This window comes from Pontibacillus salipaludis, assembly GCF_014642405.1.
Classification (GTDB): domain Bacteria; phylum Bacillota; class Bacilli; order Bacillales; family BH030062; genus Pontibacillus; species Pontibacillus salipaludis.
In genome coordinates, this window is sequence record NZ_BMIN01000019.1 from 39,123 (window position 1) to 63,856 (window position 24,734).

A 24,734-nucleotide genomic window follows, 5' to 3' on the forward strand; every position below is an offset into this window, starting at 1 on the left:
TTGAGGACAATGTCGAATAAAGCTAGTGGAGGGTCGTCCATTGGTAGATAAAGAAAGAAGTCAAGAATGGACAGAATATGAAGAAACAATCGAAAAATTTATTCAAGTGATCGCCAAAAATATGAGCCTGTACGGAATCACCTCTTCTGTTGGTCGATTGTACGGAACGCTTTACTTTGCAGATCAGCCAATGACGCTAGATAATATGCGTGATGCGCTTGAAATGAGTAAGACAAGTATGTCGACTGGTGTGAGATCTTTATCAGAGATGAAGATGGTCGAACCAGCATTCCGAAAGGGTGTGCGAAAAGATCTATACAAATCTGAAGAAGATTGGTATAAGTCCTTCACATCGTTATTTGGTAACCGCTGGAGACACCATACTGAAACGAACATCGAAGAAGCTGATGAAGCGATTTCCGAACTTCGTGCCATTATGGATGATACAGACGACGAAGAATTACAAGGCATGATCCAACGCGATATCGACCGATTAGAGTATGCGAAAGAATACTACCGCTGGCTCATGAAGTTTATACGTGTCGTTGAATCAGGCGAAATCTTTAAATACGTACCAAAGGGAGACTAAGTCTCCCTATTAGAAGGAGCATGTCTATAAAAGGACATGCTTTTTTTATGGCCTATGTTAATGCTTAGAGCCTTCCATATAAGCCCCCTTATTTGGAAGACTTGAAACTGAGATAGGGATGTTTTGCGGTAGATAGAGAGAGGTTTCCGTCAGCTTTAATGGAGCATAAGGTGGGCCTGGAAATCACTCGCTTTCCGCGGCCCCACACGACGTGGGGTCGTTCGACGTTGTCACAGGACGTGACGGCCTTAGTCGAACTTCCCCTTTCTTTTTTAGCCTCCTCGGGAAAACCATCCTGCGGGGTCTCGTCTACCTCTTTCTCCCGCAGGAGTCTCGCAATTTCCAGGCCCACCTTTGCCAAATGGGGAGAGACGGAAACGCCCCAAATTTGTGAGGTAGGGGGCTTAAGGGCAACTATAATAAGCGGGTCCGTTCACCTAATTAGCGTCAGGGCAGGCTTGGGGACTGCGAGACTCCCGCGGGGTAAGGAGCCTAGGGGAGACCCCGGAAAGCGCGTAGCGATTGAGGAGGCTTCCCAGCTCCCCGCAGGAAAGCGAGTGGTCCCCAAGCCTGCCCTAGCACTTATAAGCGTAACGGCCCATACATACTAAAGTGTCTCAGTTTCGGGTCTTCAACAATCCTGTCTTATTCTTGAACAAGCTAGTAGAGTGGGTTGGAATATTCACCTTTAACTCAGCATAGGCTTGTATTAAAAGGGGACAAGGGGGAGATTCCATGATTGCAGGAATTCCATGGTGGGTGTTAGCAATGGTAGTGTTTATTTTATTTAGTGGATATATGGCACTTCGAGCGATGAAAGCGGAACAGGAAATGGAACAAAAGTTTATTGAACAAGAAGGGCAAAAGTATATGGACCGAATTGATGATGCGAAGAAGAGGAAGCAGTCGGTCTCTAGTTAGAAATAGATATAAAAAGGCTGCACCTTAAAAAGGTGCAGCCTTTTGAAATGAGATTAGCCTTGGTCAGAATTTGATTCTTCTTTAGCTTTTTCTAAGATGTTCTCTAAACCTTCAGCTTTAACTTTTACATCAGCTTCTTCGATGAGCTTATCGATTGTTTTCTTCGCATTTTCTTGGTTAAGCTGGTTCGCTTTAAGGTCTTCTTTAATCTGGTCTTTCATTTCTTCTAGAGGTTTTACGTCTTCTTTTTCACGTTTATCCGTAACTTTGATGATGTGGAAGCCGAACTCTGTCTTGACAGGTTCACTCACTTCCCCTTTTTCAAGATCATATGCAGCATCTTCAAAGGCTGGCGTCATCTTACCCGGGCCAAAGAAATCAAGGTCGCCTCCGTTTGAAGCAGAAGGTCCTTCTGAATACTCTTTAGCTAGAGCTTCGAAGTCCTTGTTACCCTCTTCGATTTTTTGTTTAACTTCTTTAGCTTTTTCTTCACTACTTACAAGAATGTGGCTCGCGCGGATTTCTGTTTTCATACGATCATAGTAGTTCTGAACTTCTTCATCTGAAACGTTGATTTCGGCTTTTGCTGCTTTTTGTTGCATAAGACTTTGTTCAACTACTTTTCTGAAGTCTTCTTCAGTTTTGAAGCCCATCTGAGATAGAGCTTGATCGAACTGACCGCCAACTTGTTCTTTGTATTTTTCAACTTCTTCTTCAATTTCTTTTTCAGTTACTTCATATTTATCGTCAAGAACTTCTGTCACAACCATTTCATGAAGAACTTGTTCACCATAGCGATCCTTCAGCTCTTGGTAAAATTCATCTTTCGTGATATTTCCGTTCTTGGATTCAACGACTAGTTCTTTGCTCGCCTCATCGTCCCCTTGTGTACCGGAACATGCGGATAAAGCTAATACTCCTGCAGTTAGTGTCGTTGCCAAAGCAATCTTTTTCATCAGGTAAACACTCCTAATCATTTAATTGTGTCAAAAGTTTAGAGCCTAAAGTGCTCTTCACGAGGCGTTTTGGAAGCTCTGTGAATGTAGCTTCTAGACAACCTAATCCTTGAAATAATATAACATACTGAGGGTATAAAACACTAGGGCTATCGGGAATTGGAGGAAAACTTTTCAAAACCGGGTCATTCGCCTATCCAGACCAAGCCCCCCCTGCATATGATACGGTAGTAAGTTAGAAAAGGGGGTGGCTTCATGAGCAAAGGAGGTTACGGCGGCGGTTTCGCTTTAATCGTCGTTCTATTCATTTTGTTAATTATCGTTGGTGCATCTTGGTTGTACTAATCATCCCTGAGATCGGATATGAACAGAAAACCCTCTGCCATTTGGCAGAGGGTTTTCTGTTCAGCATAGAAGGATGATAAGACGAGCGTTTCCGTCTACGTTATTGAGCGTAAGGTGGTCCGGGAAACCACTCGCTTTCCGCGGGCGAGCTGTCGAGCCTCCTCGTTCGCTATCGCTCTCTGTGGGGTCTCGTCGACCTCTTCTTCCCGCAGGAGTCTCGCAGTTTCCCGGACCACCTTTGCTTAATGGGGAGGAACGGAAACGCGCCATATACGAAAAAGTGGCATTAGAAATAGTTTTAAGCGGTCCGTTCACTCCACTAACGCCAGGGTTGGTTGGGGGACTGCGAGACTCCCGCGGGAAGAGTAGCCTAGGGGAGACCCCGCAGAGAGCGATAGCGAACGAGGAGGCTTCCCAGCTACCCGCAGGAAAACGAGTTGTCCCCCAGCCAACCCAAGCACTAACTCTGTAACGGACCTATCCCGGTAGAAGGATACCCTTTGAGTCGAAAAGGTATCCAAACAAAAAAACAACGTCTTCTATGCAAGAGACGTTGTTTTAGGTATACAGGATTTCGACGTATGACGAAATCAATAGTATGGTGATTAAAATGTTAATCGTTCGAAACACTTTTGGTTGCTTTTCAACAGCCATTTCCGTTTTAAGGCAAAGGGAATGGGTTAAAGAGTTAAAGACGAATAATATAAAAAGCGCAAATGGTACAAAGAATACTGACATAAATAGAAACCTCCTTTTGCACCTATGAAATTACTGTATCAAAAAAACAAAAAGTTGAACAGTAAAAATGCTTATATGTATAGAAAAACCCTTTTAAATGCATTAGCAATGAGTACCATTCTGGAATAGTCTTCATTCCCTGCATCTAAAAGGGTTTACTGGGGTTACTTTTTGTATTTGTCAATTAAGATATCATACCCATCTCTTACATTCTCAATAATGCATTGTTTTGGTGCGCGCATAAATTGGTTAACGCACAAGAAGTCTGTGAATGATAGTCCAATATTTACAGCTGTGAACAGAATGATATAAGCGAAATAATTTGGGAATACAAAGCTTGTAATCAAACCTGGTACAGATAATAGGACTGTTGGTGCTAGAGCTACCATAATGGACGTCGTTTTTGATAACGTTGAGCAAGTTCTATAGGAAAACGTCGGCATAACGCCTCTTTTTAATTTCCAGCGAACACGAACACGTTTGTTCAAAAGCACAAGTGGAATCATATGCATCAATTTATGAATCGCAGGCAACAAGAATAGCGAAGCTGCTAGCGGAAGTAATCCGTAATCATGAACTTGATGACTTTGATGGACCATAGCCAGTGGTACATATAGCAGGATAAAAGAAATGACCCCTAGAATTGAGCTCAATAAATAAATACGGTTAGAGCCAAATTCTTTCGTGATGTTAAAGGATTTCCAGCAGTTAAGATTCATAATCAATAACCCCCTTATTTGTGACAAGAATAGTCTTGTATAGTAAAATTTTTATAGTGAATGAATCGCTCAAATAAGATTGGCATATCGAATGATACGATGTTTTATAGAAGAAATCAATAGGCTTTTTATAAAAAAATAAAAAAGTACTCTAAGCCTTGGGGGATGTGCCTTCAAAAGGGATTGAATGATAGGTGAATAGAGGGGGGAGTCTTGATGTGCGAAATGGATTTAAACATAAAAAAAATAGCCTTTCAAGTGCAGCTGTTAACGAACGCTGAGCAAATGAAAGACTATCCTTTTACAAGAATGGTCATTGAACGAGGATTAACAGAAGAAGAATGGCAGGAGGTAATGATGTTACTAGCTACTATAGACACTACTTTTAAAGAAGAAGTAGAAGAAGGTTTGCTAGATTTTACGGACCTCCTGATTCACTTTGCGGGGATGTTAAACATGAAACTTCATCCGGATGAGGCCATTTCGGCCATAAAAAAAGAAGGATATTATACGAATCTTATGATCGCATTCGAAAATGTTCCGAAGGAGGACTAGTTCTCCTCGTGATCTTCTCCACGCTTAACGGATTCCGTGAAATTGTTTTCTTTTTGAAATTCGGATTCGATATTCATCATAGAACGATCGAGAATTTCCATGTATTCATCTCCGTAAATCTCCCGAACCATTGAGATTAATTCTATAAATTCAGGGTATTTCCCGTAAATGTCTTTTAATGGCATACTGCCACGAATAACGGAATTGTTCTCTGGGTTATAGGACTTCATCGTTTCTAAAAGCAGCTCTTCTCCTTCTTCAGTGAGCTGAATGTACGTATTACGCTTATCATTTTCGCGTTTGGAAAACGAGAGTAAGCCCCGCTCTTCAAGCTTTTTGGAAAAGTTGAAGGCGGTAGAGACGTGCATCACCCCGAACTTAGAGATTTCAGAAACGCTTGCCCCTTTTAAATGATGGGCAATCCACAATATATGATGTTCATTTATATTTAAATGAAACGGTTTGATCCATTGTTGCCAATCTTTTTCAATCATTTTCCATAAGGCCTTGCTAAGCTGGGCCATTTTATGACTATAAAGAATGGCTTCTTGGATTGTAGTATCATCTCTCATAGCCTTCCCCCTCTCTTGATGATTACTGGATTTTTAGGTTTATATGGACAGTATTCACCATTATTATCGCAAGAAAACCCTTATAAGAGAAGATATAATATGCGCACAAAATAGGAAGTTTTACGCAAAAAAGCGTTTAATCCCGTCACAAAGGGGTATTTTAAAGTAAAGTTTTTTGTGAATAAGTTAAAAAATTTTTTTTAATTAAAGAAATCCCCGGTTCTTTAGTAGAACCGGGGAAGTTTTTATGAACCAGAAGTAGATGGATCTATTTCTGAAAAGGCTTTCGAAATCAAACAGTGAAAATCAATCATCTCATGTAACTTTTCCTCTAAATGATCTGCTTCCCCGCTCTTAATCTCTTTTCTCTCTTTTTCTAATAATAATTTCGTTTCTTCTAATGAATGTTTTTGGCGATTGGCAGCGTCTAGCCATTTGTGGATGTATGAGGACATAAATTTGTTGAACAAGTCTGAATTCGCGGTATAGAGGTCTTTGCGCACGCCCTTCTTCCAGACACGTTCAACTAAGTTGAGGTCAAGCAAGCTTCTAATACCTGTGCTCATCGACGTTTTGCTTTTTGCCAGTGCTTCACTCATTTCATCAAGAGTCATCGGTTCGCCTTCTATATAAAGGGTACTAAACAGTAACGCTTCTGAAGGTGTAAGACTAAACATCTCAATGGTTTTAGAGAATTCTGTTATTGCATGATACTGAACTTCACTCATTATACTGTTGTTCTCAGTTTCAGACATGAAGGAACCTCCTTCTCGTATACTACCCATCACATTACACTATTGCGATAAAATTTGGAAATATCAGATTGGGTAGCATTTTGGAGCAAAAAGGAGAAATTTAAAGGTTTTATTCGTGTCAGTATGTTCAGTTTAAACTGTACGAAAAATATGTTCTTAAATCAAAGAATTTATCGTTTGTACTAAACAAACAGACAGTATATAGTATAAAAGGTGAGTGATTGAACGAAACACAACAGAAAAATAGTTCATTAGAAATAGTAAAAATGTTTTAGAGGGGTGAATTAGGTGCCGATTATCAAAGTAGAAAACTTGTCAAAGATCTTCGGTAAGAATCCTTCCCAAGCACAAAAGTTGCTTGATCAAGGATTAAAGAAAGAAGAAATTTTAAAGAAAACAGGAAATACAGTCGGTGTAAATAGAGCTTCCTTTGAAGTCGAACAAGGCGAAATATTCGTCATTATGGGGCTTTCAGGTAGTGGTAAATCCACACTAGTTCGTTTGATTAATAGATTAATTGAACCGACTGAAGGTAGTGTATACATTAACGAAGAGAACTTAGCTGCAATGGATAGTAAAAACCTACGTCGTGTACGTCGTGAGAAAATGAGTATGGTTTTCCAGCGTTTTGCTTTGTTCCCTTACCGCACCGTGCTTCAAAACACTGAATTTGGTTTAGAAGTACAGGGCATTGATAAAACGGAACGTTCTAAAAAAGCAAAAGAGTCCTTAGAACTTGTTGGACTTGGAAGCTTTATTAACCAATTCCCTGGCCAATTATCTGGGGGAATGCAACAACGTGTAGGGCTTGCGCGAGCTCTAGCAAATGATCCTGAAGTTCTATTAATGGACGAAGCGTTCTCTGCTTTGGATCCACTTATTCGTAAAGAAATGCAAGATGAGCTTCTTGATCTCCAAGAACGCATGCAAAAAACGATTCTTTTCATTACACACGATCTTGATGAAGCACTTCGAATTGGTGATCGTATTGCGCTAATGAAAGATGGCTCCATTGTACAAATCGGTACCCCGGAAGACATTTTAGTAAACCCGGCAAACGATTATGTAGAGAAATTCGTTGAAGATGTAGATCGTTCAAAGGTTCTAACAGCGCAACATATTATGAAGCGTCCTGAAACGGTAAACATTGAAAAACACGGTCCTCGCGTAGCCCTAGAGCGTATGCGTGAAGAAGGTCTTTCTAGCATTTATGTGACAGATCGATCTCGTAATCTAAAAGGCTATGTAACAGCTGACGATGCATCTCAAGCTATAGAAGAGAATGTGAAAGATTTAACCAACGTAATTGAAACAAACGTACCAACATGCGATCTTGATACACCAATGAATGACATCTTTGATATGATCCATAATTCACCTGTACCGATTGCAGTAGTAGAAGACGGAAAGTTACGAGGTATTATCGTTCGCGGAGCCGTCATCGGAGCACTAGCAGGAAGCGAGGTGTCGATCAATGAGTAATACTTTATTGCCTATGATTCCGGTAAAGACATGGGTCGATCAATCTGTTGAATGGATTACAGATACATTTGAGTTTGTGTTTGATCCAATAAAGAATAATTTAGATACCTTTATTGAGTTTTTAAGTGAAACGCTGCAAGTGATTAACCCATGGATCTTTATAGCAGTGGTTGCGATTATTGCTTTCTTTGTAACTGGAAAGAGAATTGGTTTGGCTGCGTTCTCCATAGTAGGTTTATGGTTTATTCTCAACCAAGAGATGTGGGAGCAGTTAATGGATACGTTCTCACTTGTCATAACCGCCAGTTTGATTTCAGTCATAATCGGGGTTCCGTTTGGAATTTGGATGGCTAAGAGTAACATAGTGCAGGCAATCCTCACACCGATTTTAGACTTTATGCAGACAATGCCGGCGTTCGTTTACTTAATTCCTGCCGTAGCATTCTTTGGTATAGGAATGGTTCCAGGGGTATTCGCATCTGTTATTTTCGCAGTGCCTCCTACCGTTCGTTTTACAAACTTAGGAATTCGTCAGGTTTCAACTGAGTTAATCGAAGCTGCCGATGCCTTCGGTACAACAGGGATCCAAAAGCTATTTAAAGTTCAATTGCCAATGGCGAAGAAGACAATTATGGCTGGTATTAACCAAACCGTCATGCTAGCTCTTTCCATGGTTGTTATTGCATCCATGATCGGAGCAGAAGGTCTTGGAAAAGAAGTAATCACAGCCTTACAGCGTAATGATGTAGGTCTTGGTTTCGTAGCGGGTGTATCTATTGTAATCCTTGCGATTGTTATTGACCGCTTCACACAAAGCCTGAATACGCAAAAAGGTGAATAAATAAGTTTGGCACTTCCTATTCATGGAAGTTCAATAGAGTTCAATTAGTTATTATCTTATTAAAGGGGAGTTTATTAGTATGTTTAATTTTAACTGGAAACGTTTAGGTATTGCAGCAGGTCTTTCCTTATCTCTTGTCGCAGCAGGTTGTGGCTCATCAGAGGAAGGTTCAGAAGAAGAAAATACATCAGGTGGCGACGGTGAAAACACGGAACAAGCCGCTAATTATGGTGAAGAGCTTGATTATACCATTACAGGTGTCGATGCAGGAGCAGGTGTTGTAGGTGCCGCTAACGATGCAATTGAGACTTACGGATTAGACGGTTGGGAAGTTCAAACGTCTTCTAGTGGTGCGATGACACAAGCACTTACACAAGCAATCGAAGATGAAGAACCGATCATCGTTACAGGTTGGACTCCACACTGGAAATTCGCTGAGTTTGATTTACACTACCTTGAAGACCCAGAAGGTGTATTCGGTGGCGAAGAACAAATCAAAACGATGGCGAAGCAAGGTCTTAAAGATGAGAAGCCAAACCTTCATAAAATCTTAGATCAATTTAACTGGACAGCAGCTGATATGGAATCCGTAATGCTTGAAATCCGTAACGGTACTCCAGAAGAAGAAGCAGCGAAAAACTGGATTGATGAGAACCAGGATAAAGTTGATGAGTGGACAAAAGATACTGAAGAAGTCGACGGTACAACAGCTAAGCTTGCTTATGTAGCTTGGGACTCTGAAATTGCTTCTACAAACGTTGTCGGTGAAGTCCTTCGTCAGCAAGGATTTGAGGTAGAACTTAGCCAATTAGATAACGGTGTTATGTGGAAAGCCGTAGCTGAAGGCGAAGCTGATGGTATGGTAGCAGCTTGGTTACCAGGTACACACGGAGACCTTTATGAGTCTTATGAAGGTCAACTAGAAGATCTTGGAGCAAACCTTGAAGGTGCTAAGATTGGTTTAGTTGTTCCTGATTACATGGACGTAGAATCAATTGAAGATCTTCAAGCAGAATAAGAACTCTTAGTCACACATAGCCTGCCTACTTTTGTAGGTGGGCTGTCTTTATAAAACGTTATACACAATACATATCAAAGGGGTTATATCATGAATTGGAAAAAGCTTGGCTTAACAGCAGGTTTATCATTGTCGTTGGCATTAGCTGCATGTGGTTCAACAGAGGACGACTCAAGCGGAGACTCAGGTGATACAAAGGCATCAGTAGGTGAACAACTTGAATACACCCTTACAGGAATCGAATCAGGCGCAGGTATAATGGTCGCAACAGATAATGCATTAAAGGAATATGAAAATCTAGAAGGATGGGAAGTTTCTTCAAGCTCTTCAGCCGTTATGACAGAACAGCTAGGCAACGCTATTGATAACGAAGAACCGATCATCGTAACAGGTTGGACGCCACATTGGAAATTTGCTGAATACGATCTGAAGTACTTAGAAGATCCTAAGGAAGTATACGGTGGTACGGAACATATTAATACGATTGTACGTAAAGGATTCAAGGAAGATATGCCGGATGCTGCAAAAATTCTTGATAACTTTAAATGGTCTCCGGAGGACATGCAAAGCGTAATGCTTGAACTTCAGGAAGGAACAGAACCTGTCAAAGCTGCTCAAAACTGGATTGAAAATAACCAGGACAAAGTTGATGAGTGGACAAAAGGTGTAGAGGATGGAAGCGGAACAGTAAAACTAGCTTATGTTCCATGGCAGTCTGAAATTAGCTCAACGCATGTCATCTCAGAAGTTTTGAAACAAAAAGGATTTGAAACAGATTTAACTCAAGCAGGGATTGGACCTATGTTCCAAGCTATTGCTGAAGGCGATTCTGACGCTATGACCTCTGCATGGTTACCACGTACACACGGTGATCATTATGAAAGCTTCGAAGAAGAATTCGTCGATTTAGGGGCTAATCTGGAAGGGGCTAAAATTGGTTTAGTTGTACCAGATTACATGGATATCGAATCAATTGAAGACCTAGAGCCAAAAGAATAACCTAAAAGTAAAGGTGTACTCCCAATATGGGGAGTACACCTTTTTTACGTTTAGAAACTATTGTTGTTTAGCCTTCTCCTCGAGCTCTTTCAAGCTCTCTTCAATTTCCTGTAAGTGTTTTTGGATGTTTTTCTGGTGGGGTTCAATCGTTTGTTTCCAGCTTTCGATCGATTGTTTTACTTCCGTTGAGAGGTCTCGCAGTAACGAAGCACCTTCTTTAGATGTTTTCGCAATTTGTTCAGTTAATTGTTTGCCTTCACCTTGCAAGTTTGCAAGGGTAGTTTTAAGTTGGTCACTAGAATCTTTAACTTGTTGACGTACTCTGTTTCCGGATGAAGGAGCAGACAATAATGTAGCTGATGCACTTACGACTCCTCCTACGACAAATCCAAGTAGTAATGATTTCCCTTTACCCATAATCACAACTCCTTTCCTTACTATCTTCTATTATATCCGTTTTTCCTTTTTGTGTTGAGGTATAAACTTTATTTCTTGCAGAAAAGTCATGACAATGCAGGAACTAAGGCGGGAAAAGGGCAGGAATTAGGGGAAGTGACTAAAGCGAGCGCGGAGTTGCGAAAGAGGGGATCGAAGTGACTAAAGCGAATGTGGAGTTGCGAAAGAAGAGGAGGAAGTGACTAAAAATGAGCTCGGAGTTGCGAAAGAGGGGATCGAAGTGACTAAAGCGAGCGCGGAGTTGCGAAAGAGGGGATCTAAGTGACTAAAGCGAGTGCGGAGTTACGAAAGAAGAGGTCGAAGTGACTAAAAACGAGTGCGTAGTGACGAAAGAGAGGATCGAACTGACTAAAGGGAGCGAGGAGTTACGAAAGAAGAGACTGAAGTGATTAAAGAAGAATTTGAATTTACGAACGTCCGTGTGAATGCTCCGAAGGTAAAGTGGTTCTCTGTAATCAAAAAAGAGTGCGCTCCTTGTAAGGAACACACTCTTAACGTTTTATGCAGTTGCGATGCGGGATCGTTTTGAAATCTTTTCAACGATCGGGTAAATAACCGTCATGGCTACTGTGTTGAATGCAGCTGTCGGAAGGACAATGGTTGCGTACATGATCATAAAGCTTCCTTCTACAAGACCAATAATGTTAACAGCTACAAATAGGAATATAGCTCCGCTAATTAGCGTACCTACAAGCGTTACACTTGCAGCAAGAACTTTTTTATTTGTAAATTTACCGGCAGCCAGTACAATTCCGAAAGCGACAAGCGCTGTTAAAGGCTTATCGATTAAGTTTGCAATCTGACCTCCAGGTAATCCCGTAGTTAAAGCAGCAATCGCTCCCGTAACAAGGGATAGAAGCATTACATATTGGAACTTAGGAAATAGAATAATTCCGAGAAACATCATGATCAAGAGCATATCAGGCTTCATCCCATTCACAATAGGGGGAGCGAAAATATGCAATACAGCACCAATCCCAACAATTAACGACAACAATACCAACACACGCGTGTCTAGACGACTCTTCACGTTACATCTCTCCTCTTCTAAACTAGTCTCAACTTACCTTCCAGCTGTGTCCTTTTGACCAACTGCGAAAGTCTGATTCTATTATAACAAAACTCTCTCGAAAGCTAAACATCTCAGATTCTGACAGCTCGAAGTCTAACCGATGTTTGCCGCAATATCTCCTGCGATCGTCTGTAGTTGCTCAGGAGAATATTCCTTTGAATGCTCTTCCCATTTCGCGCCAAATCCATCATTCTTCCCGTATCGAGGAATAAGATGAATATGTAGGTGGAATACAGACTGCCCGGCTGCTTCCTCGTTATTATTAAGCACGTTTAAACCAACAGGTTCGTAGGTTGCCTTAATCGCATTGGCGATCTTTGGAACACGAGCGAATACTTTCTCGGCTACGTCAGAAGACGTTTCATAAACGTTTTTTACGTGTTCTTTAGGGATAACAAGTGTATGCCCTTTTGTGACTTGGCTAATGTCTAGAAAAGCATACACATCTTCATCCTCATACACTTTCGCAGATGGAATCTCTCCATCACGAATTTTACAAAAGATACAAACTTGGCTCATCTGATCTCCTCCATTTCAGCCCATGGCTATATTGTGTATATATCGTATCAGAAAATAGGACAAGTTCCAATTTGCAAGACAGCAAATCAGGCTCCTTATATCATGTTTATGGGAATGGGGCCATTACGTTTGTTGAGTGGAGGGGGTGTCTGGGGAACGACTCGCTTTCCGCGGGCGAGCTGCCGAGCCTCCTCGTTCGCTACGCTCTCTGTGGGGTCTCGTCGACCTCTTTCTCCCGCAGGAGTCTCCCCGTTCCCCAGACACCCCTTGCCATAAGGGATATGAATGGCCCCGTAGCTTTAGCTTCCGGGAAGAATTTCAGATGTGGCTATGTTTCCGTTACTTCTAATATGGATGGGTGGTTCGGGAAATTGCGAGACTCCTGTGGCAGTCGGAGCCTAGGGGAGACCCCGGAGGGAGCGTTAGCGAGTGAGGAGGCTCCCCAGCTCGCCACGGAAAGCGAGTGATTTCCCGAACCACCTTACGCTGAATCAAGCAAACGGAAACATTCTCTGCTATATAACAACTAATAAAAACCAAAAAGCAGAGTGCCTCATAAGAGACACCCTGCCTGTAAGAAGGTTTGGGAGACGTTGGTATCCTTAACGGATGTTTGGGAAACACTTTGGCACGCGTGGGGTTGCCACTAGTGTACAGAGATCATCGGAATGGACTCTGTAGAATCGTGTCTAAAGCTCGCGAATATACCTGCTGTCAACACCTCATTTAGTGAATGCGTGTTTTTATAAAGCTCTTACCAGATGGTGGAGTTTATCTCAGCTTGGTCTTTCACAGACACCTCATTTCAAATTTTAAGAAGAACTTAAACCTTGAACGTAGTGAACAGTGATTTGCTCCTGGACAACGTCTCCCGTTGCCTTCAAGAGTATTATGAGCAGAATGGACAGGTCTTATACAAAAAAGTAACGATTTTTTTGGCAAAGTGTCAGGGGAATGATAAAATTTGGAGAAGAAGAGAGGGATACAAATGAAATCACTATTACATATTCAAGATCTTGTAGGTGGATACACGCACAAAAACGTTTTACACGGCATTTCATTTGATATACAGCCGGGTGAAATTGTTGGCTTAATTGGATTAAATGGTGCCGGTAAAAGTACAACAATTAAACATATTATTGGATTGATGCAAGCGAAACAAGGAAGTGTCACAGTTAACGGAAAAACGTTTCAGGAGGACCCTGAGGGGTATAGAAGTCAATTTTCCTATATTCCAGAGATGCCGATTCTATATGAAGAGTTAACTCTTCGGGAACACCTTCGTTTGACTGCAATGGCGTATGGATTAACAGAAGAGGTTTTTGAAAAGCGCTTACAGCCATTGCTGAAGGAATTTCGTTTGGAGAAGAAATTAGATTTCTTTCCTGTGCATTTCTCTAAAGGGATGCGACAGAAAGTCATGATTATGTGTGCCTTTTTAGTGGAGCCTTCTTTATATATTGTGGATGAGCCTTTTGTTGGGTTGGATCCGTTAGGTATTCAATCGTATTTGCAGTTAATGAACGAGATGAAAGACCAGGGTGCAGGCGTACTCATGTCGACACATATACTAGCCACAGCGGAACGTTATTGTGATCGATTTGTTATTCTTCATGACGGAGAAATTCGTGCAAAAGGAACGCTTGAAGAACTGCGAAAGTCTTTCTCTATGCCAGATGCGACGTTAGATGATCTCTACGTGCAGCTTACAAAGGAAGATGATGATGCTTAAGATTGATCCTCAAAAGCTGTGGCGGGGCAGGCTCGACTCTCATACAAAAGAGATGGGTCGCTATTTACGATTAATGTTCAATGATCATTTTTCTTTTGCTATGTTTTTCTTCTTAGCGGGTTTGACTTATAATTACCAACAATGGTTGGCTACGTTAGACTCAAGTTTTCCAACGGCTCTTGTAATGGGAGTAGTTTTTGCGAGCCTTTTGACGTATAGTCCCATTCGTACATTTCTAAGGGAAGCTGACTTAGTCTTTTTACTCCCCGCTGAACATCGCTTAGCGAGCTTCTTTAGAAGCGGGATTCTTTATAGCTTCTTCTTACAAGTCTTTGGTTTGTTTTTTGTCGTTGTCGCTTTCGGTCCGCTTTATTTTACAACGTATTCAGGAAGGGCAACATCTGAATTTGTTTTATTTGGAATTGTGATTTTGATTCTAAAAGGATGGAACACGCTCTCTCATTGGTGGGAATTGAATAGCCGATTTGGAATGAGTGGATTCATTGATCCAATATTGCGCTTTTTATTAAACGGGCTGACGATTTTCTTCTTTGTTCGAGGAGACTGGATATTTGCAGGAGTAACCACCACCCTTTTCTTCGCTGTGATGATGTATGACTACACCTTAGCTAAGAAGCGTAAAGGCATTGCTTGGGACTTGTTAATTCAAAAGGATCAGCAGCGCATGCAAGTGTTTTATCGAATTGCCAATATGTTCACTGATGTACCACACCTAAAGAATAGTGTGAAGAAGCGACATTGGCTCGTTCGTCTAATTAAAAAACCGATTCCGTTTTCAAGTGATAAGACATTTGATTACTTGTACAGAATTACGTTTATCAGAAGTAGTGATTACTTAGGGTTATACATTCGTCTAGTTCTAATTGGCGGGGCTTTCGTCTATTTTGTGCCGAACATTTGGATGAAAATTGCGTTTAGCTTCTTGTTTCTTTACTTAAGTGGCTTTCAGATGGTTACGCTTTGGCACCATCATAGAGACGTATTGTGGCTTGATCTTTATCCTTTGCGAATAGAATCGAGGAGGAAAGCTATTACGAAATGGCTATTCCAACTGTTGATGGTGAAAACGGCATTATTAGGGGTTGTTTTCCTGCTTCTAGGGAACCTAATGGGGTTAGCCATCGTATTAATAGGTGGGGCGCTATTTAGTTACTTTATGTCTCACAAGTATTTAACAAAACGATTAACATAAACGTAGCCGACCCTTGAAATACGATTGGGTCGGCTTTTTGTATAGGAGGAAGTGTAATGAGAACGCCTTATGAAGAGAGAAAGTACCAGGAAGCCCTCCGCTTTGTAAAAGGGATGGAGAAGAGGAGCTCGATTGTACAAAGGAAATCGAAGGTGATTCAAACTACCATGAACAATTGGGTGCCAGAGCGTATTCATAAAGTAGTGTCAGGAAGCGTAAAGCAAATGATTGAGCTTTCGTTAACAGGCTCTCATTATATCTATCCGATTCAAGTGAAGGATGCGTGGACATTGAAAGAGCGGGAGGAGCAAGTTGAAGAGAGATTAAAGTATTATAAGCGTACCGCCGCCTTAGAAGGAGCTGGGACAGGAGCTGGTGGCATTGTGTTAGGGGTAGCCGATTTTCCACTGCTCCTTAGTATAAAGATGAAGTTTCTTTTTGATACAGCTCGAATCTATGGGTTTTCGGTTGAGGAGTATGAAGAACGGCTTTTCGTACTGCATGTGTTTATGCTAGCTTTCTCAAGTGATGAGAAGCGTAAAGAGGTATTAAGGCGCGTGTTGAACTGGTCAAATGAAAAAGAGACGATAAAAGATGTGGACTGGAAGACGTTGCAACTAGAATACCGAGACTCGATTGATTTCGTGAAGATGTTACAGCTGATTCCTGGTTTTGGAGCTTTTGTAGGAGCTTGGGCAAATACGAAGCTGTTGGAACAATTAGCGGAGACGGCTCAAAATGCGTACCGTCTCCGTTTAATGGGTTACTGATGATTTTGTTGATAGACAACGTATGACTGAAATAGTGTTTTCGCAGCAATAGGAAGGGCGCGTTCATCAATATCAAATTTCGGATGGTGATGAGGATAAACGTGTCCTTCTTTTTGTGCGCCTGTAAAGAAAAAGGCACCAGGTCGCTCGAGAATGTAGTAGGAGAAATCCTCTCCTGTCATAACGGGCTCAACATAATGAGCTCTTTCTACGCCTGGTGTGTTAGATGCGCCTTCGATCACCATCGCGGCTTCCTCAGGATGGTTCACGACTGGAGGATACCCTTTCATATAATTGAATTGATAACTTGCGTCGTGAGTGGTGCAAACTCCTTTAATGTGTTTTTCCATCTCGCGAATGACTAGCTCTTGAACATCAGGGCTAAACGTGCGAACGGTTCCTTTCAAGGTTGCTGTATCTGCGATTACGTTAAAAGTTGTACCGGCTTCGAATGTACCAACTGTTACCACTGCAGATTTTAATGGGTCGAGCTTGCGGCTCACAATTTGTTGGAGAGAAGTGACCAGTTCTGAGCCGATTACAATGGAGTCCTTTGTCTGATGAGGCTGTGCCCCGTGGCCGCCTTGACCTTGAATCGTAATTTCAAAAGCATCTGCTCCGGCAAAGAAAGCTTCAGGAGCCGTTTCAATGGTTCCTACTGGTGTATTACTCCAAAGGTGCGTACCGAATACAGCATCAACGCCTTCAAGAGCCCCGGCCTCAACCATCTGTGTGGCGCCACCTGGTGGATTTTCCTCAGCATGTTGATGTAAGAAGATTATGGTACCTGGTATGTTCTCCTGGTGAGCCTTTAGGGCTTTGGCAAGGCACAGTAAAGAAGCGGTATGTCCATCATGACCGCATGCGTGCATCACATTTGGTACTGTTGACTTGTAAGGGACATCTTTTTCATCTTGTATAGGAAGCGCATCAAAGTCAGCGCGTAACGCAACCGTCTTACCAGGTTTCCCGCCTTCTAATGTAGCCAGGATCCCATTTCCTCCGACTCCTGTCTGGTGGGGAATGTCTAATTCTTTATAGAAATTTGAGATATACTTAGATGTTTCAGTTTCTTGGAATGATAATTCAGGGTGTTGATGCAGGTAACGGCGAATATCAACCATTTCGTCGTAATGAGCATCGATGTCTTGTAAGATTTTTTGTAAGTCCATGGATTTCCCTCCTTGTGTTAGCCATATTATAACAAAGACGAAAAACTATGAATATACAGACAACTTAAAAGCGTTAGAGGCGTATTAGGTCCGTTACTTTAATAACTGCTTTGAGCTGGATGGGGGACAACTCGCTTTCCTGCGGGGAGCTGGGAAGCCTCCTCGTTCGCTTTCGCTCTCTGTGGGGTCTCCCCTAGGCTCCTTACCCCGCGGGAGTCTCGCAGTCCCCCATCCAGCTCTGGCTTTAGCAGTGCGAACGGACCGCCTATGAATGCTTGCCAGTAACCATATTCTAATTGAGAGAGAGCCAATGCGAACTTGTTTTTTTTAGAAATAAGACTTAGTCAAAAAAGTAACGATGGATTTCATTTTGTTCACGCAAAAAAGCCGAACCGCATATGCGCAGTTCGGCTTTTTCGTTATAAAGAATTATCCTTATTGTAGACGTGGGTCTGCTAATAGACGGTCCATTTCTTCCATGTGGCCCGTTTCGTCTGCGATCATGTCGTCTAGTTTGACAACTAGCTCTGTGTAACCAAGTTCTTCAGCTTGCTCTTTGCGCTCTTCGTAACGACGAATCGTGTCTTGTTCTGCGCGTTTAGCTTCTTCAAGCATATCTTTAACGTCTGATAGTTGTTTAACTTCAGCTGGTTTAGTAGTTGGTGTACCACCTAGAGTTTTAATCTTTTCAGCTAGGTAAAGTGCATGACCTTGTTCATCACCAATTTCAGATTCGAAGAATGGTTTTAACACTTGATAGTAAAGTCCTTGAACGGTAGCAGCATTATATGTGTACATAATGCTTGCCGCATATTCGTGTGCTAAGTCTTCGTTTAAGCCATCAATTAGATTTTGTACTTTTTGATCCATCATAATCACCCCTGTTTAGATTTGTTCGTTGTGTATATCATGTCGCACAATATAAATGTACCCTGGTGAAAAAAAACTAAACATATGGTTCAAGGCTTAGTAAAATAGAGGGGGAGGAGAGGAATAGAATGGAATCATACTTAAATTTTTCAAAAAAGCCTGTGTATATATCGGGGGCAGTCCTATTAGGATTATCGCTAACGTTAATGACCCTTGTTTTGACAGGGGAGGCTGGTTTGGTCGATGAATGGGCGGCTCAGTTTGCTGCAGGAGCTGGGGAGGAAGTGCACCAATTCTTTTCTGCGCTCACACCGCTTGGTTCAGGGAAAGTTCTTGGTCCTGTCGCGATTGTATTCGTGGTCCTTATTGGCTTACGAAAGAGAGACTGGCTTCAGGCGTTGATGATGTTTATGGGTGTACTTGTGGGATACGGAGTCAATATCTTACTAAAAAGTGTTATTGCGAGAGAGCGACCAGTTGTAAATGAAGGGGTAGAAGGGTTTAGTTTTCCAAGTGGTCACGCTATGGTTTCGTTAATTTGCGCTGTATTGGCTTTTTATTTTCTGAGCAGACAGGCGAATTCTAAGATTTTGGTCGCGTCTAGTTCGGTCGTAGGTTTTACGCTTGTGTTATTAATCGGAGTGAGTAGAGTGTTTGAAGGCGCGCACTATCTATCGGATGTATTGGCGGGTTTTACGTTTGGCCTTGTTTTTGCAGGGGTGTGGATTATGGTGTACGAATGGATTGAAAAGAAAGCCAATCTCCGTCTATAGACGGAGGAGAAGACCACCCGGAGCATGTTCTAAAACGTAAGTAAAAGCGCTAAGATAAATGTAGAGTTAGGTTTTAGGAAAAGGGTGGTTAAAATGAAACGCGTTAGTTTTACAAATTTTATCCTTGCATTAGCGTTGATTATTGGTGGAACTTTCCTATTATTAGCGAATCTTGACGTTATTTCCCTGGAAATGTGGCAATTATTTTCTTATAGTTATCCTTTCATACTCCTTGTTGTTGGGCTAAAGTTCATCCTGGATAGTATACTTAAAAGAGATGACCATTGGGGGTTAGGTGTTTTAACTTCTGTGTTTGCTACTCTTCTTATTATGGATCGTTTTGAATGGATTACCTTTACAGCGGGGGATATATGGTTACTGTGGCCTTTGATCCTTGTCATTATTGGTTTTAGGATCTTCCTTTCAAAAGGTACGAAGCCTAAAGTTGAAATCATATTTGATGACGATCATCATGATGAAAGTTTCAAAAGAAAGAAAAGTGCGATAGGAGACTACTCTTTTACGAACAGTGATTGGGCAGTGGAACCAATGAACTTATGGAATGCGGTTGGAGATTACAAGTTCGATTTTACAAAGGCGTTTATTCCTGAGAAAGACACTCCCTTTAAGCTTTCAGGAATTGTTGGGGATGTGAAGATTCTAATGCCTGAGAACGTAGCTTTTCGAGTAGAGGCAAATGTGAAGACAGGAGATATACGAATCCTTGACCAAAAGGCAGACGGGTTTAACCGTGTGATGAGTTACCAGACACCTGATTATGAAACTTCAACACGCAAAGTTACATTCTATATTAACTTAAAAGTCGGCAATATACGCCTGGACCGAGTGTAGGTGATGAGGATGTTAAAACGATTGAATAGTGTTCGATATGCTTTTATTCGCTCTCATTTTTATGGCATGTTTTTAACGGTGCTCATTTTAATGTCAGTTTTATTAGGTCTTTATGTGCTAAGAGAACCTAGTTGGCTAAGTCAGGGCGCCATTTTTTTCTTTGTTGGGTTGTTTATTGTAGTATCAGGACTCGTTTCCATTTATGTGGGGTTTCAGTCGAGCGGTGGCATTAAGGAAAATCTTGATGGGATGACAACCATGATCCGTGCATTAGCTCAAGGAAGCTACACTGCCAAGATTTATTTGAATACGGATGACGAATTTGAACATATCGCAGAAGAATTAAATGAGTTAGCAGGAAAATTGCAAAGCCAAGTAAAATCACTTCAGCGAATGGCAGATGAGAAATCAGAATTTGCCAAGACCGCTCATAAGGCAGCTACGATTGAAGAAAGACAACGTTTAGCACGTGACCTTCATGATGCAGTTAGTCAACAGTTATTTGCGTTAACTATGATGGCACAAGCTACCGAGCGTTTATTTGATCAGGATCCTGAACGAGCAAAAGCACAACTTGGGGAGATTACCACTATGTCACTTCAGGCTCAAACAGAAATGAGAGCCTTGCTTTTACATTTAAGGCCTGTTCATTTGTCTGGTGAGTCATTACATGAAGGGATCAGAACGCTCATTCATGAGTTGAAAGAGAAATGTCAAATCGAGTTTTCTGTCGAGCTAGATGACACCATCGACTTATCTGATGGGGCAGAGGAGCACCTGTTCCGTATTGTACAAGAGGCCTTATCAAACATTTTACGTCATGCTGAAGCGTCCGATGTTCACATTTCGTTAAAGGGCATGAGTGACCAAGTATTTTTACATATTCGTGATAACGGGAAAGGGTTCCATGTAAACCAAGATAAGAAAACCTCATATGGCTTGAAAACCATGCAGGAACGAACAGATGAGATTGGCGGTACATTCGCACTTCGTTCTAAGCCAGGAGAAGGGACTTACATTGATATAAGAATTCCAATTCAGGAGGCGGTTGTGGATGAGTGAGACGATCAGATTGGTGGTTGTAGATGACCATGATGTGGTTCGTAAAGGCGTGATTGCCTATTTAATGACAGAGCCGACATTTGATATTGTTGGAGAAGCGTCCAGTGGAAATGAAGGTGCGAAACTAGCTCTGAAAGAAAGACCAGATGTCGTGCTGATGGACCTTATGATGGAAAACGGGGATGGCATTGAAGCTACAAAGCAGATCATGGCCGAACACCCTGATTGTAAAATTATTATTCTCACGAGCTATTATGATGATGAGAAAGTGTTCCCGGCACTTGAAGCAGGAGCATTCAGCTATATGTTGAAAACATCTTCAGCAGATGAGATTGCTTCGGCGATTAAAAAGGCTGCAAAAGGTGAGACACACATTGAACCTAAAGTAGCGAACAAAATGATGACACGCTTTCGTTCTAAAGAAAAGAAGCTCCATGATGACCTGACTGGTCGGGAGTTAGAAGTGTTAATGTGTATTGGTGATGGATTAACGAACCAAGAAATTAGCGAAAAGCTATTCATTGGAATTAAAACGGTTAAGACACATGTAAGTAATGTCTTAAGTAAGTTAGCTGTGCAGGACCGTACCCAAGCGGCCGTTTATGCACATAAGAACGGTCTGATTCGCTCATCTAATGAGTAGTAGGGTTATAAAGGTTGAGTTAGCAATCGAGTATGAAATCGTAGCGATTTTATACTCGATTTTTTAGTGGAAAGAAGAAATGATGAACGGGTATGGTAAGTGGTAGAACGACCTTCCTCTCTTTTTTACTAGAATCCGTGATTCACCTTTATTATACTGAAGGAAGAATGTTTTGAATTGGGGATGTTTTGATGATGAGTGAACGTGTGCAGAAGGCTCTCTTTTTTACCTGGTTAACGTCCGTTTTAGCGACGTTTGGGAGTCTGTTTTTTTCAGAAGTAATGGACTTTATTCCTTGTGAAAAGTGTTGGTACCAACGGATTTTGATGTATCCACTTGTGATACTGTATGGAATTGCCTTGGCTCGTAAGGATCTTAGATATGGAGCAGCTGGACTTTTTATGAGTGGGTTAGGTGTATTAGTAGCAGCCTATCACTATGGAATGCAGAAGCTACCATTTTTAAAGGAAGCAGGGGATGGATGTAGCGTTGTTTCTTGTGGAAGTACGTATATTAACTGGGGAGGATTTATTACAATCCCTCTACTATCCTTCACAGCTTTCACGATTATATTTGTATGCCATCTATGGATGGTTCGCACCAATAAATAAAATGGCCCTGTGCTTTTTTCAAGCACGGGCCATTTTATTTTTAGGTTTCATTATTTTTTGTGAAAGTCATAGTGTGCCTCGAGACGCTCTTGGAAGGAGGCAATAATAATACAAATAGGCCAGTAGATAAACGCTACTAAAAGGTAGAGTGTCATAGCGTCACCTGTTCGACCGATTACGGTTTGAGCGCGCTGAATCATTTCAGGTACAGAAATAACTGCCGCTAGAGAAGTCGCTTTTACCAGGTCAAGCATCACGTTTGTTAGGGGTGGGAGAGCAATGCGTGTCGCTTGTGGAATGATGACGTGGCGAACCGTCTGCCAATAACTAAACCCTAGCGCTCTTGATGCTTCCCATTGTCCTGTTGAAACACTTTTTAGTGAAGCTCGAATAATCTCGGCGTTGTAAGCCGCGCTGTTTAAACCAAATCCTATAACAGCTGCTGTTACAGCGGATAACGTAAGTCCGATAAACGGTAATCCAAAATAAAGCAGGAAGAGGAAAACGAGAATAGGTGTCCCTCTCATAAAGGAAATGTATAAACGGGATGGCCAACGTAAATAGATCGCCGTTGAGGATCGGCCTAAGGCTAGAAAGAAACCTAGCAATAAACCAATTGCCATCCCAGCGAGTGAGATGGCAAGGGTATAAGGCAGTCCCTCTAAAACAGTAGGTAAGCTCTCCCATGCAAGGCGCGGGTTAAAGAGCTTATCGTATTCAATGTCTTGGAATAGTGTAGGACTGATCATAGAGTATCAACGCCTTTAGGATTCTATGCCTTCGATTTCGGTAATTTCACCTTCAGGTTGCTTCGATGCATCTTCGCCAAGGAAGAACTTCTTCGACAGCTCAGTTAATGTGCCGTCTTCTTGTAACTCTTTTAGTGCTTCATTCATTTTCTTCTGAAGTTCACTGTCTTCTTGTTCAAGAAGAATAGCTTGCTTCGTAGGATGCACCTTAATGTCTGGGTGAAGAACTAGGTCAAACTGAGGAAAGGCATTTATCCCGAGTTTGGATAAGTAATAGTCGTTAATGATGACATCTGTACGGCCGTTGTCAACATCACGAAGGTACACATCGTTTGTAGCGTTATCATACGTAATAACTTCAGCATCGTAATGACGAGCGATGTCACTAAATACAGATGTAGCAGCACCACCGGCTTTCTTTCCTTCAAGATCGTCAAGTGTTTCAATGCCACTTAGACCGTCTTCACGGACCACCAATGTTGTATATGAGTATTTGTAAGGGGTAGTAAACGCATATTTTTCTTTGCGTTTATCCGTTACTTCTATGTCGTTAATCGCTGCATCGATGCGGCCACTGTTCATAGCAGCAAATAGAGCGTCAAATCCCATCTCTTGAAACTTCACATCAACGCCAAGTTTTTCTCCAATCGCACGCATAACTTCGACGTCATAACCTGATAGTTTATCAGAATCTTTAGGGTAATAAGAGGTTGCTACAAGGGTCCCCGATGTCCCGACTACAATCTCTCCTTCTTCTTGAACTTTATCCCATGTAGTCGTTTCTTTTGCCTGGTCATCGCCATCGGTTGAACCACAAGCGGCTAAGATGAAAACAAAAGCTAAACTTACTACAAACATAAGTTGTTTTTTCATAGTTGCACGTTCCCTTCATGTTGATATGATATAAAAACCTATCTAACTATAACAACATACTCTCTCAATTTCAAAAGAAAGAAATTTACAATTCTCACAAATCCCTCACCATTGCTATACAAGAGTAAAGCGTGCCAGACACGCGTTAGTCTTATACAGCACGAAAGGGTGCCAGGCACGCTTTCATGCTGTGAAGCATTAATGGGTGTCTGGCACGCTTCTTCGCTTTAGAGTGGGAAAGTGTTTTGGCATTAAGAAAAGCCAGCTTTTTGCTGGCTTAGTGTATGTTTAGTCTGGTTTTGTCATATGATATTTCGTTAAGTAGGCTGGTCCTGCTGAGAAGGATGGTTTCTCTTTACTTTGAGGGCCGGAATTTTTGTGAGCCTTTTGGAAGGCTTGGGAATTCTTCCAGTCTTCAAAGCTTGATTCATCTTTCCACTGAGTGAAGACAACGTAGGTATTGCCTTCTTCTGGACGTAAGATTCTGATCGCCTGAAATCCAGGTGAATCTTCAATTGCGCCTGCACGGTTTTTGAAGCGATCTTCAAAAAGTGGGCGCCCTTCATCTGTTACAGGGATGTTGTTCATGACAACAAATCCTTCTTCTTGAAGATCTCCTTGGTGATCAACCGTTTCATAAGAGCGTGGCTCTTGGAAGATGTTTTCTCCTTCTGTATAAGCAAGGGCAGAACTTTCACCCTGCATAAGAAAGATCTTTTGATCGTGCTTTTCAGTTAAAGAAGCCAGGTAATCATAGGTGCCAAGTGTCATATATACATTCATGAAAACGTCTCCTTTCTATTAAGTTTAGTGTAGCAACGAAAGAATTTAAAAAGCAAGCAAGAAGGAAGCCTTTTTCTAAAACTTTGTGTTAGCG

General features: G+C 41.6%; 29 protein-coding genes. 16 read left to right on the top strand and 13 right to left on the bottom strand.

What is annotated here, in order from left to right; translation table 11 throughout:
• Positions 1–40 precede the first annotated feature (40 nt).
• Together IEW76_RS16960 and IEW76_RS16965 are read left to right on the top strand one after the other, a co-directional pair.
• Entirely contained in the window at positions 41–589 is a 549-nt protein-coding gene (locus IEW76_RS16960; protein WP_188655618.1) for a GbsR/MarR family transcriptional regulator, read from the top strand.
• 735 nt (positions 590–1,324) lie between these two features.
• Complete coding sequence (locus IEW76_RS16965) at positions 1,325–1,510, top strand: sporulation YhaL family protein (RefSeq protein WP_188655619.1); 186 nt, start codon at positions 1,325–1,327, stop codon at positions 1,508–1,510.
• Between the two features lie 53 nt (positions 1,511–1,563).
• On the opposite strand, the gene IEW76_RS16970 is transcribed toward IEW76_RS16965, so the two are convergent.
• Positions 1,564–2,466 carry a peptidylprolyl isomerase gene (locus IEW76_RS16970; protein ID WP_188655620.1) on the bottom strand — a complete coding sequence of 301 codons (903 nt, stop codon included), beginning with the start codon at positions 2,464–2,466 and terminating at the stop codon, positions 1,564–1,566.
• 255 nt (positions 2,467–2,721) lie between these two features.
• Between IEW76_RS16970 and IEW76_RS16975 the strand changes: the two genes are divergently transcribed.
• Entirely contained in the window at positions 2,722–2,811 is a 90-nt protein-coding gene (locus tag IEW76_RS16975; RefSeq protein WP_036786834.1) for a YjcZ family sporulation protein, read from the top strand.
• 558 nt (positions 2,812–3,369) lie between these two features.
• On the opposite strand, the gene IEW76_RS16980 is transcribed toward IEW76_RS16975, so the two are convergent.
• The gene (locus IEW76_RS16980) at positions 3,370–3,549 is read right to left on the bottom strand and encodes a hypothetical protein (RefSeq protein WP_036786836.1); all 180 of its coding nucleotides are present in this window, start codon (positions 3,547–3,549) and stop codon (positions 3,370–3,372) included.
• A gap of 164 nt (positions 3,550–3,713) precedes the next feature.
• Entirely contained in the window at positions 3,714–4,268 is a 555-nt protein-coding gene (locus tag IEW76_RS16985) for a DUF3267 domain-containing protein (protein WP_188655621.1), read from the bottom strand.
• A gap of 216 nt (positions 4,269–4,484) precedes the next feature.
• On the opposite strand from IEW76_RS16985, the gene IEW76_RS16990 reads away from it, so the two are divergent.
• Positions 4,485–4,823 (top strand): DUF1878 family protein, encoded by a 339-nt coding sequence (locus IEW76_RS16990; protein WP_188655622.1) that lies wholly within the window; start codon positions 4,485–4,487, stop codon positions 4,821–4,823.
• Here the strand turns inward: IEW76_RS16990 and IEW76_RS16995 are convergent.
• Positions 4,820–5,395, bottom strand: a complete 576-nt coding sequence (locus IEW76_RS16995) for an HTH-type transcriptional regulator Hpr (protein WP_188655623.1) — start codon at positions 5,393–5,395, stop codon at positions 4,820–4,822. The genes IEW76_RS16990 and IEW76_RS16995 overlap by 4 nt on opposite strands.
• A gap of 245 nt (positions 5,396–5,640) precedes the next feature.
• On the bottom strand, positions 5,641–6,150 hold the full coding sequence (locus IEW76_RS17000; RefSeq protein WP_229721283.1) for a GbsR/MarR family transcriptional regulator: 510 nt from the start codon (positions 6,148–6,150) through the stop codon (positions 5,641–5,643).
• 288 nt (positions 6,151–6,438) lie between these two features.
• On the opposite strand from IEW76_RS17000, the gene IEW76_RS17005 reads away from it, so the two are divergent.
• The 4 genes from IEW76_RS17005 (at position 6,439) to IEW76_RS17020 (ending at position 10,490) form a co-directional block, all read left to right on the top strand.
• The gene (locus tag IEW76_RS17005; protein ID WP_188655624.1) at positions 6,439–7,632 is read left to right on the top strand and encodes a quaternary amine ABC transporter ATP-binding protein; all 1,194 of its coding nucleotides are present in this window, start codon (positions 6,439–6,441) and stop codon (positions 7,630–7,632) included.
• On the top strand, positions 7,625–8,473 hold the full coding sequence (locus IEW76_RS17010) for an ABC transporter permease (protein WP_188655625.1): 849 nt from the start codon (positions 7,625–7,627) through the stop codon (positions 8,471–8,473). Before IEW76_RS17005 ends, IEW76_RS17010 begins: the two co-directional genes overlap by 8 nt.
• Positions 8,474–8,552: 79 nt before the next feature.
• Positions 8,553–9,491 (top strand): glycine betaine ABC transporter substrate-binding protein, encoded by a 939-nt coding sequence (locus IEW76_RS17015; RefSeq protein ID WP_188655626.1) that lies wholly within the window; start codon positions 8,553–8,555, stop codon positions 9,489–9,491.
• Positions 9,492–9,581: 90 nt separating this feature from the next.
• On the top strand, positions 9,582–10,490 hold the full coding sequence (locus IEW76_RS17020) for a glycine betaine ABC transporter substrate-binding protein (protein WP_188655627.1): 909 nt from the start codon (positions 9,582–9,584) through the stop codon (positions 10,488–10,490).
• Positions 10,491–10,547: 57 nt separating this feature from the next.
• Here the strand turns inward: IEW76_RS17020 and IEW76_RS17025 are convergent, their stop codons facing one another.
• The 3 genes from IEW76_RS17025 to IEW76_RS17035 all read right to left on the bottom strand — a co-directional run bounded on the left by IEW76_RS17025 (position 10,548) and on the right by IEW76_RS17035 (position 12,537).
• Positions 10,548–10,907: a YtxH domain-containing protein gene (locus IEW76_RS17025; protein ID WP_188655628.1), complete on the bottom strand. Its 360-nt coding sequence runs from the start codon at positions 10,905–10,907 to the stop codon at positions 10,548–10,550.
• Positions 10,908–11,445: 538 nt separating this feature from the next.
• Positions 11,446–11,976, bottom strand: coding sequence for a tryptophan transporter (locus IEW76_RS17030; protein WP_188655629.1), 531 nt, complete (start codon positions 11,974–11,976; stop codon positions 11,446–11,448).
• 135 nt (positions 11,977–12,111) lie between these two features.
• Positions 12,112–12,537: an HIT family protein gene (locus tag IEW76_RS17035; RefSeq protein WP_188655630.1), complete on the bottom strand. Its 426-nt coding sequence runs from the start codon at positions 12,535–12,537 to the stop codon at positions 12,112–12,114.
• A 988-nt stretch (positions 12,538–13,525) separates the two neighbouring features.
• Here IEW76_RS17035 and IEW76_RS17040 point away from each other — a divergent pair.
• Genes IEW76_RS17040 through IEW76_RS17050 form a run of 3 tightly spaced genes read left to right on the top strand, consistent with a single transcriptional unit; the run spans position 13,526 to position 16,252 of the window.
• A complete protein-coding gene (locus IEW76_RS17040) occupies positions 13,526–14,269 on the top strand; it encodes an ABC transporter ATP-binding protein (RefSeq protein ID WP_188655631.1) in 744 nt (247 codons plus the stop codon).
• Positions 14,262–15,482 (top strand): ABC transporter permease, encoded by a 1,221-nt coding sequence (locus IEW76_RS17045; protein ID WP_188655632.1) that lies wholly within the window; start codon positions 14,262–14,264, stop codon positions 15,480–15,482. Before IEW76_RS17040 ends, IEW76_RS17045 begins: the two co-directional genes overlap by 8 nt.
• Positions 15,483–15,538: 56 nt before the next feature.
• Complete coding sequence (locus IEW76_RS17050; RefSeq protein WP_188655633.1) at positions 15,539–16,252, top strand: EcsC family protein; 714 nt, start codon at positions 15,539–15,541, stop codon at positions 16,250–16,252.
• On the opposite strand, the gene IEW76_RS17055 is transcribed toward IEW76_RS17050, so the two are convergent.
• Both IEW76_RS17055 and IEW76_RS17060 read right to left on the bottom strand, forming a co-directional pair.
• Entirely contained in the window at positions 16,246–17,424 is a 1,179-nt protein-coding gene (locus IEW76_RS17055) for a M20 family metallopeptidase (protein WP_188655634.1), read from the bottom strand. The two genes, IEW76_RS17050 and IEW76_RS17055, sit on opposite strands and share 7 nt — an antisense overlap.
• 435 nt (positions 17,425–17,859) lie before the next feature.
• On the bottom strand, positions 17,860–18,294 hold the full coding sequence (locus IEW76_RS17060) for a ferritin-like domain-containing protein (RefSeq protein WP_036786867.1): 435 nt from the start codon (positions 18,292–18,294) through the stop codon (positions 17,860–17,862).
• Positions 18,295–18,422: 128 nt separating this feature from the next.
• Between IEW76_RS17060 and IEW76_RS17065 the strand changes: the two genes are divergently transcribed.
• The 5 genes from IEW76_RS17065 to IEW76_RS17085 all read left to right on the top strand — a co-directional run bounded on the left by IEW76_RS17065 (position 18,423) and on the right by IEW76_RS17085 (position 22,235).
• A complete protein-coding gene (locus IEW76_RS17065; protein WP_188655635.1) occupies positions 18,423–19,067 on the top strand; it encodes a phosphatase PAP2 family protein in 645 nt (214 codons plus the stop codon).
• Between the two features lie 93 nt (positions 19,068–19,160).
• Positions 19,161–19,919, top strand: a complete 759-nt coding sequence (gene liaF, locus IEW76_RS17070; protein ID WP_188655636.1) for a cell wall-active antibiotics response protein LiaF — start codon at positions 19,161–19,163, stop codon at positions 19,917–19,919.
• A gap of 9 nt (positions 19,920–19,928) precedes the next feature.
• Positions 19,929–20,981, top strand: a complete 1,053-nt coding sequence (locus IEW76_RS17075; protein ID WP_188655637.1) for a sensor histidine kinase — start codon at positions 19,929–19,931, stop codon at positions 20,979–20,981.
• A complete protein-coding gene (locus IEW76_RS17080; protein WP_188655638.1) occupies positions 20,974–21,624 on the top strand; it encodes a response regulator in 651 nt (216 codons plus the stop codon). Before IEW76_RS17075 ends, IEW76_RS17080 begins: the two co-directional genes overlap by 8 nt.
• A gap of 191 nt (positions 21,625–21,815) precedes the next feature.
• The gene (locus tag IEW76_RS17085; protein WP_308422090.1) at positions 21,816–22,235 is read left to right on the top strand and encodes a disulfide oxidoreductase; all 420 of its coding nucleotides are present in this window, start codon (positions 21,816–21,818) and stop codon (positions 22,233–22,235) included.
• A 50-nt stretch (positions 22,236–22,285) separates the two neighbouring features.
• Here IEW76_RS17085 and IEW76_RS17090 read toward each other — a convergent pair whose 3' ends face one another.
• The 3 genes from IEW76_RS17090 to IEW76_RS17100 all read right to left on the bottom strand — a co-directional run bounded on the left by IEW76_RS17090 (position 22,286) and on the right by IEW76_RS17100 (position 24,640).
• Positions 22,286–22,984: an amino acid ABC transporter permease gene (locus IEW76_RS17090; RefSeq protein WP_188655639.1), complete on the bottom strand. Its 699-nt coding sequence runs from the start codon at positions 22,982–22,984 to the stop codon at positions 22,286–22,288.
• Positions 22,985–22,999: 15 nt separating this feature from the next.
• On the bottom strand, positions 23,000–23,857 hold the full coding sequence (locus IEW76_RS17095) for a transporter substrate-binding domain-containing protein (protein WP_188655640.1): 858 nt from the start codon (positions 23,855–23,857) through the stop codon (positions 23,000–23,002).
• 288 nt (positions 23,858–24,145) lie between these two features.
• Positions 24,146–24,640 (bottom strand): antibiotic biosynthesis monooxygenase family protein, encoded by a 495-nt coding sequence (locus IEW76_RS17100; protein ID WP_188655641.1) that lies wholly within the window; start codon positions 24,638–24,640, stop codon positions 24,146–24,148.
• Positions 24,641–24,734 lie beyond the last annotated feature (94 nt).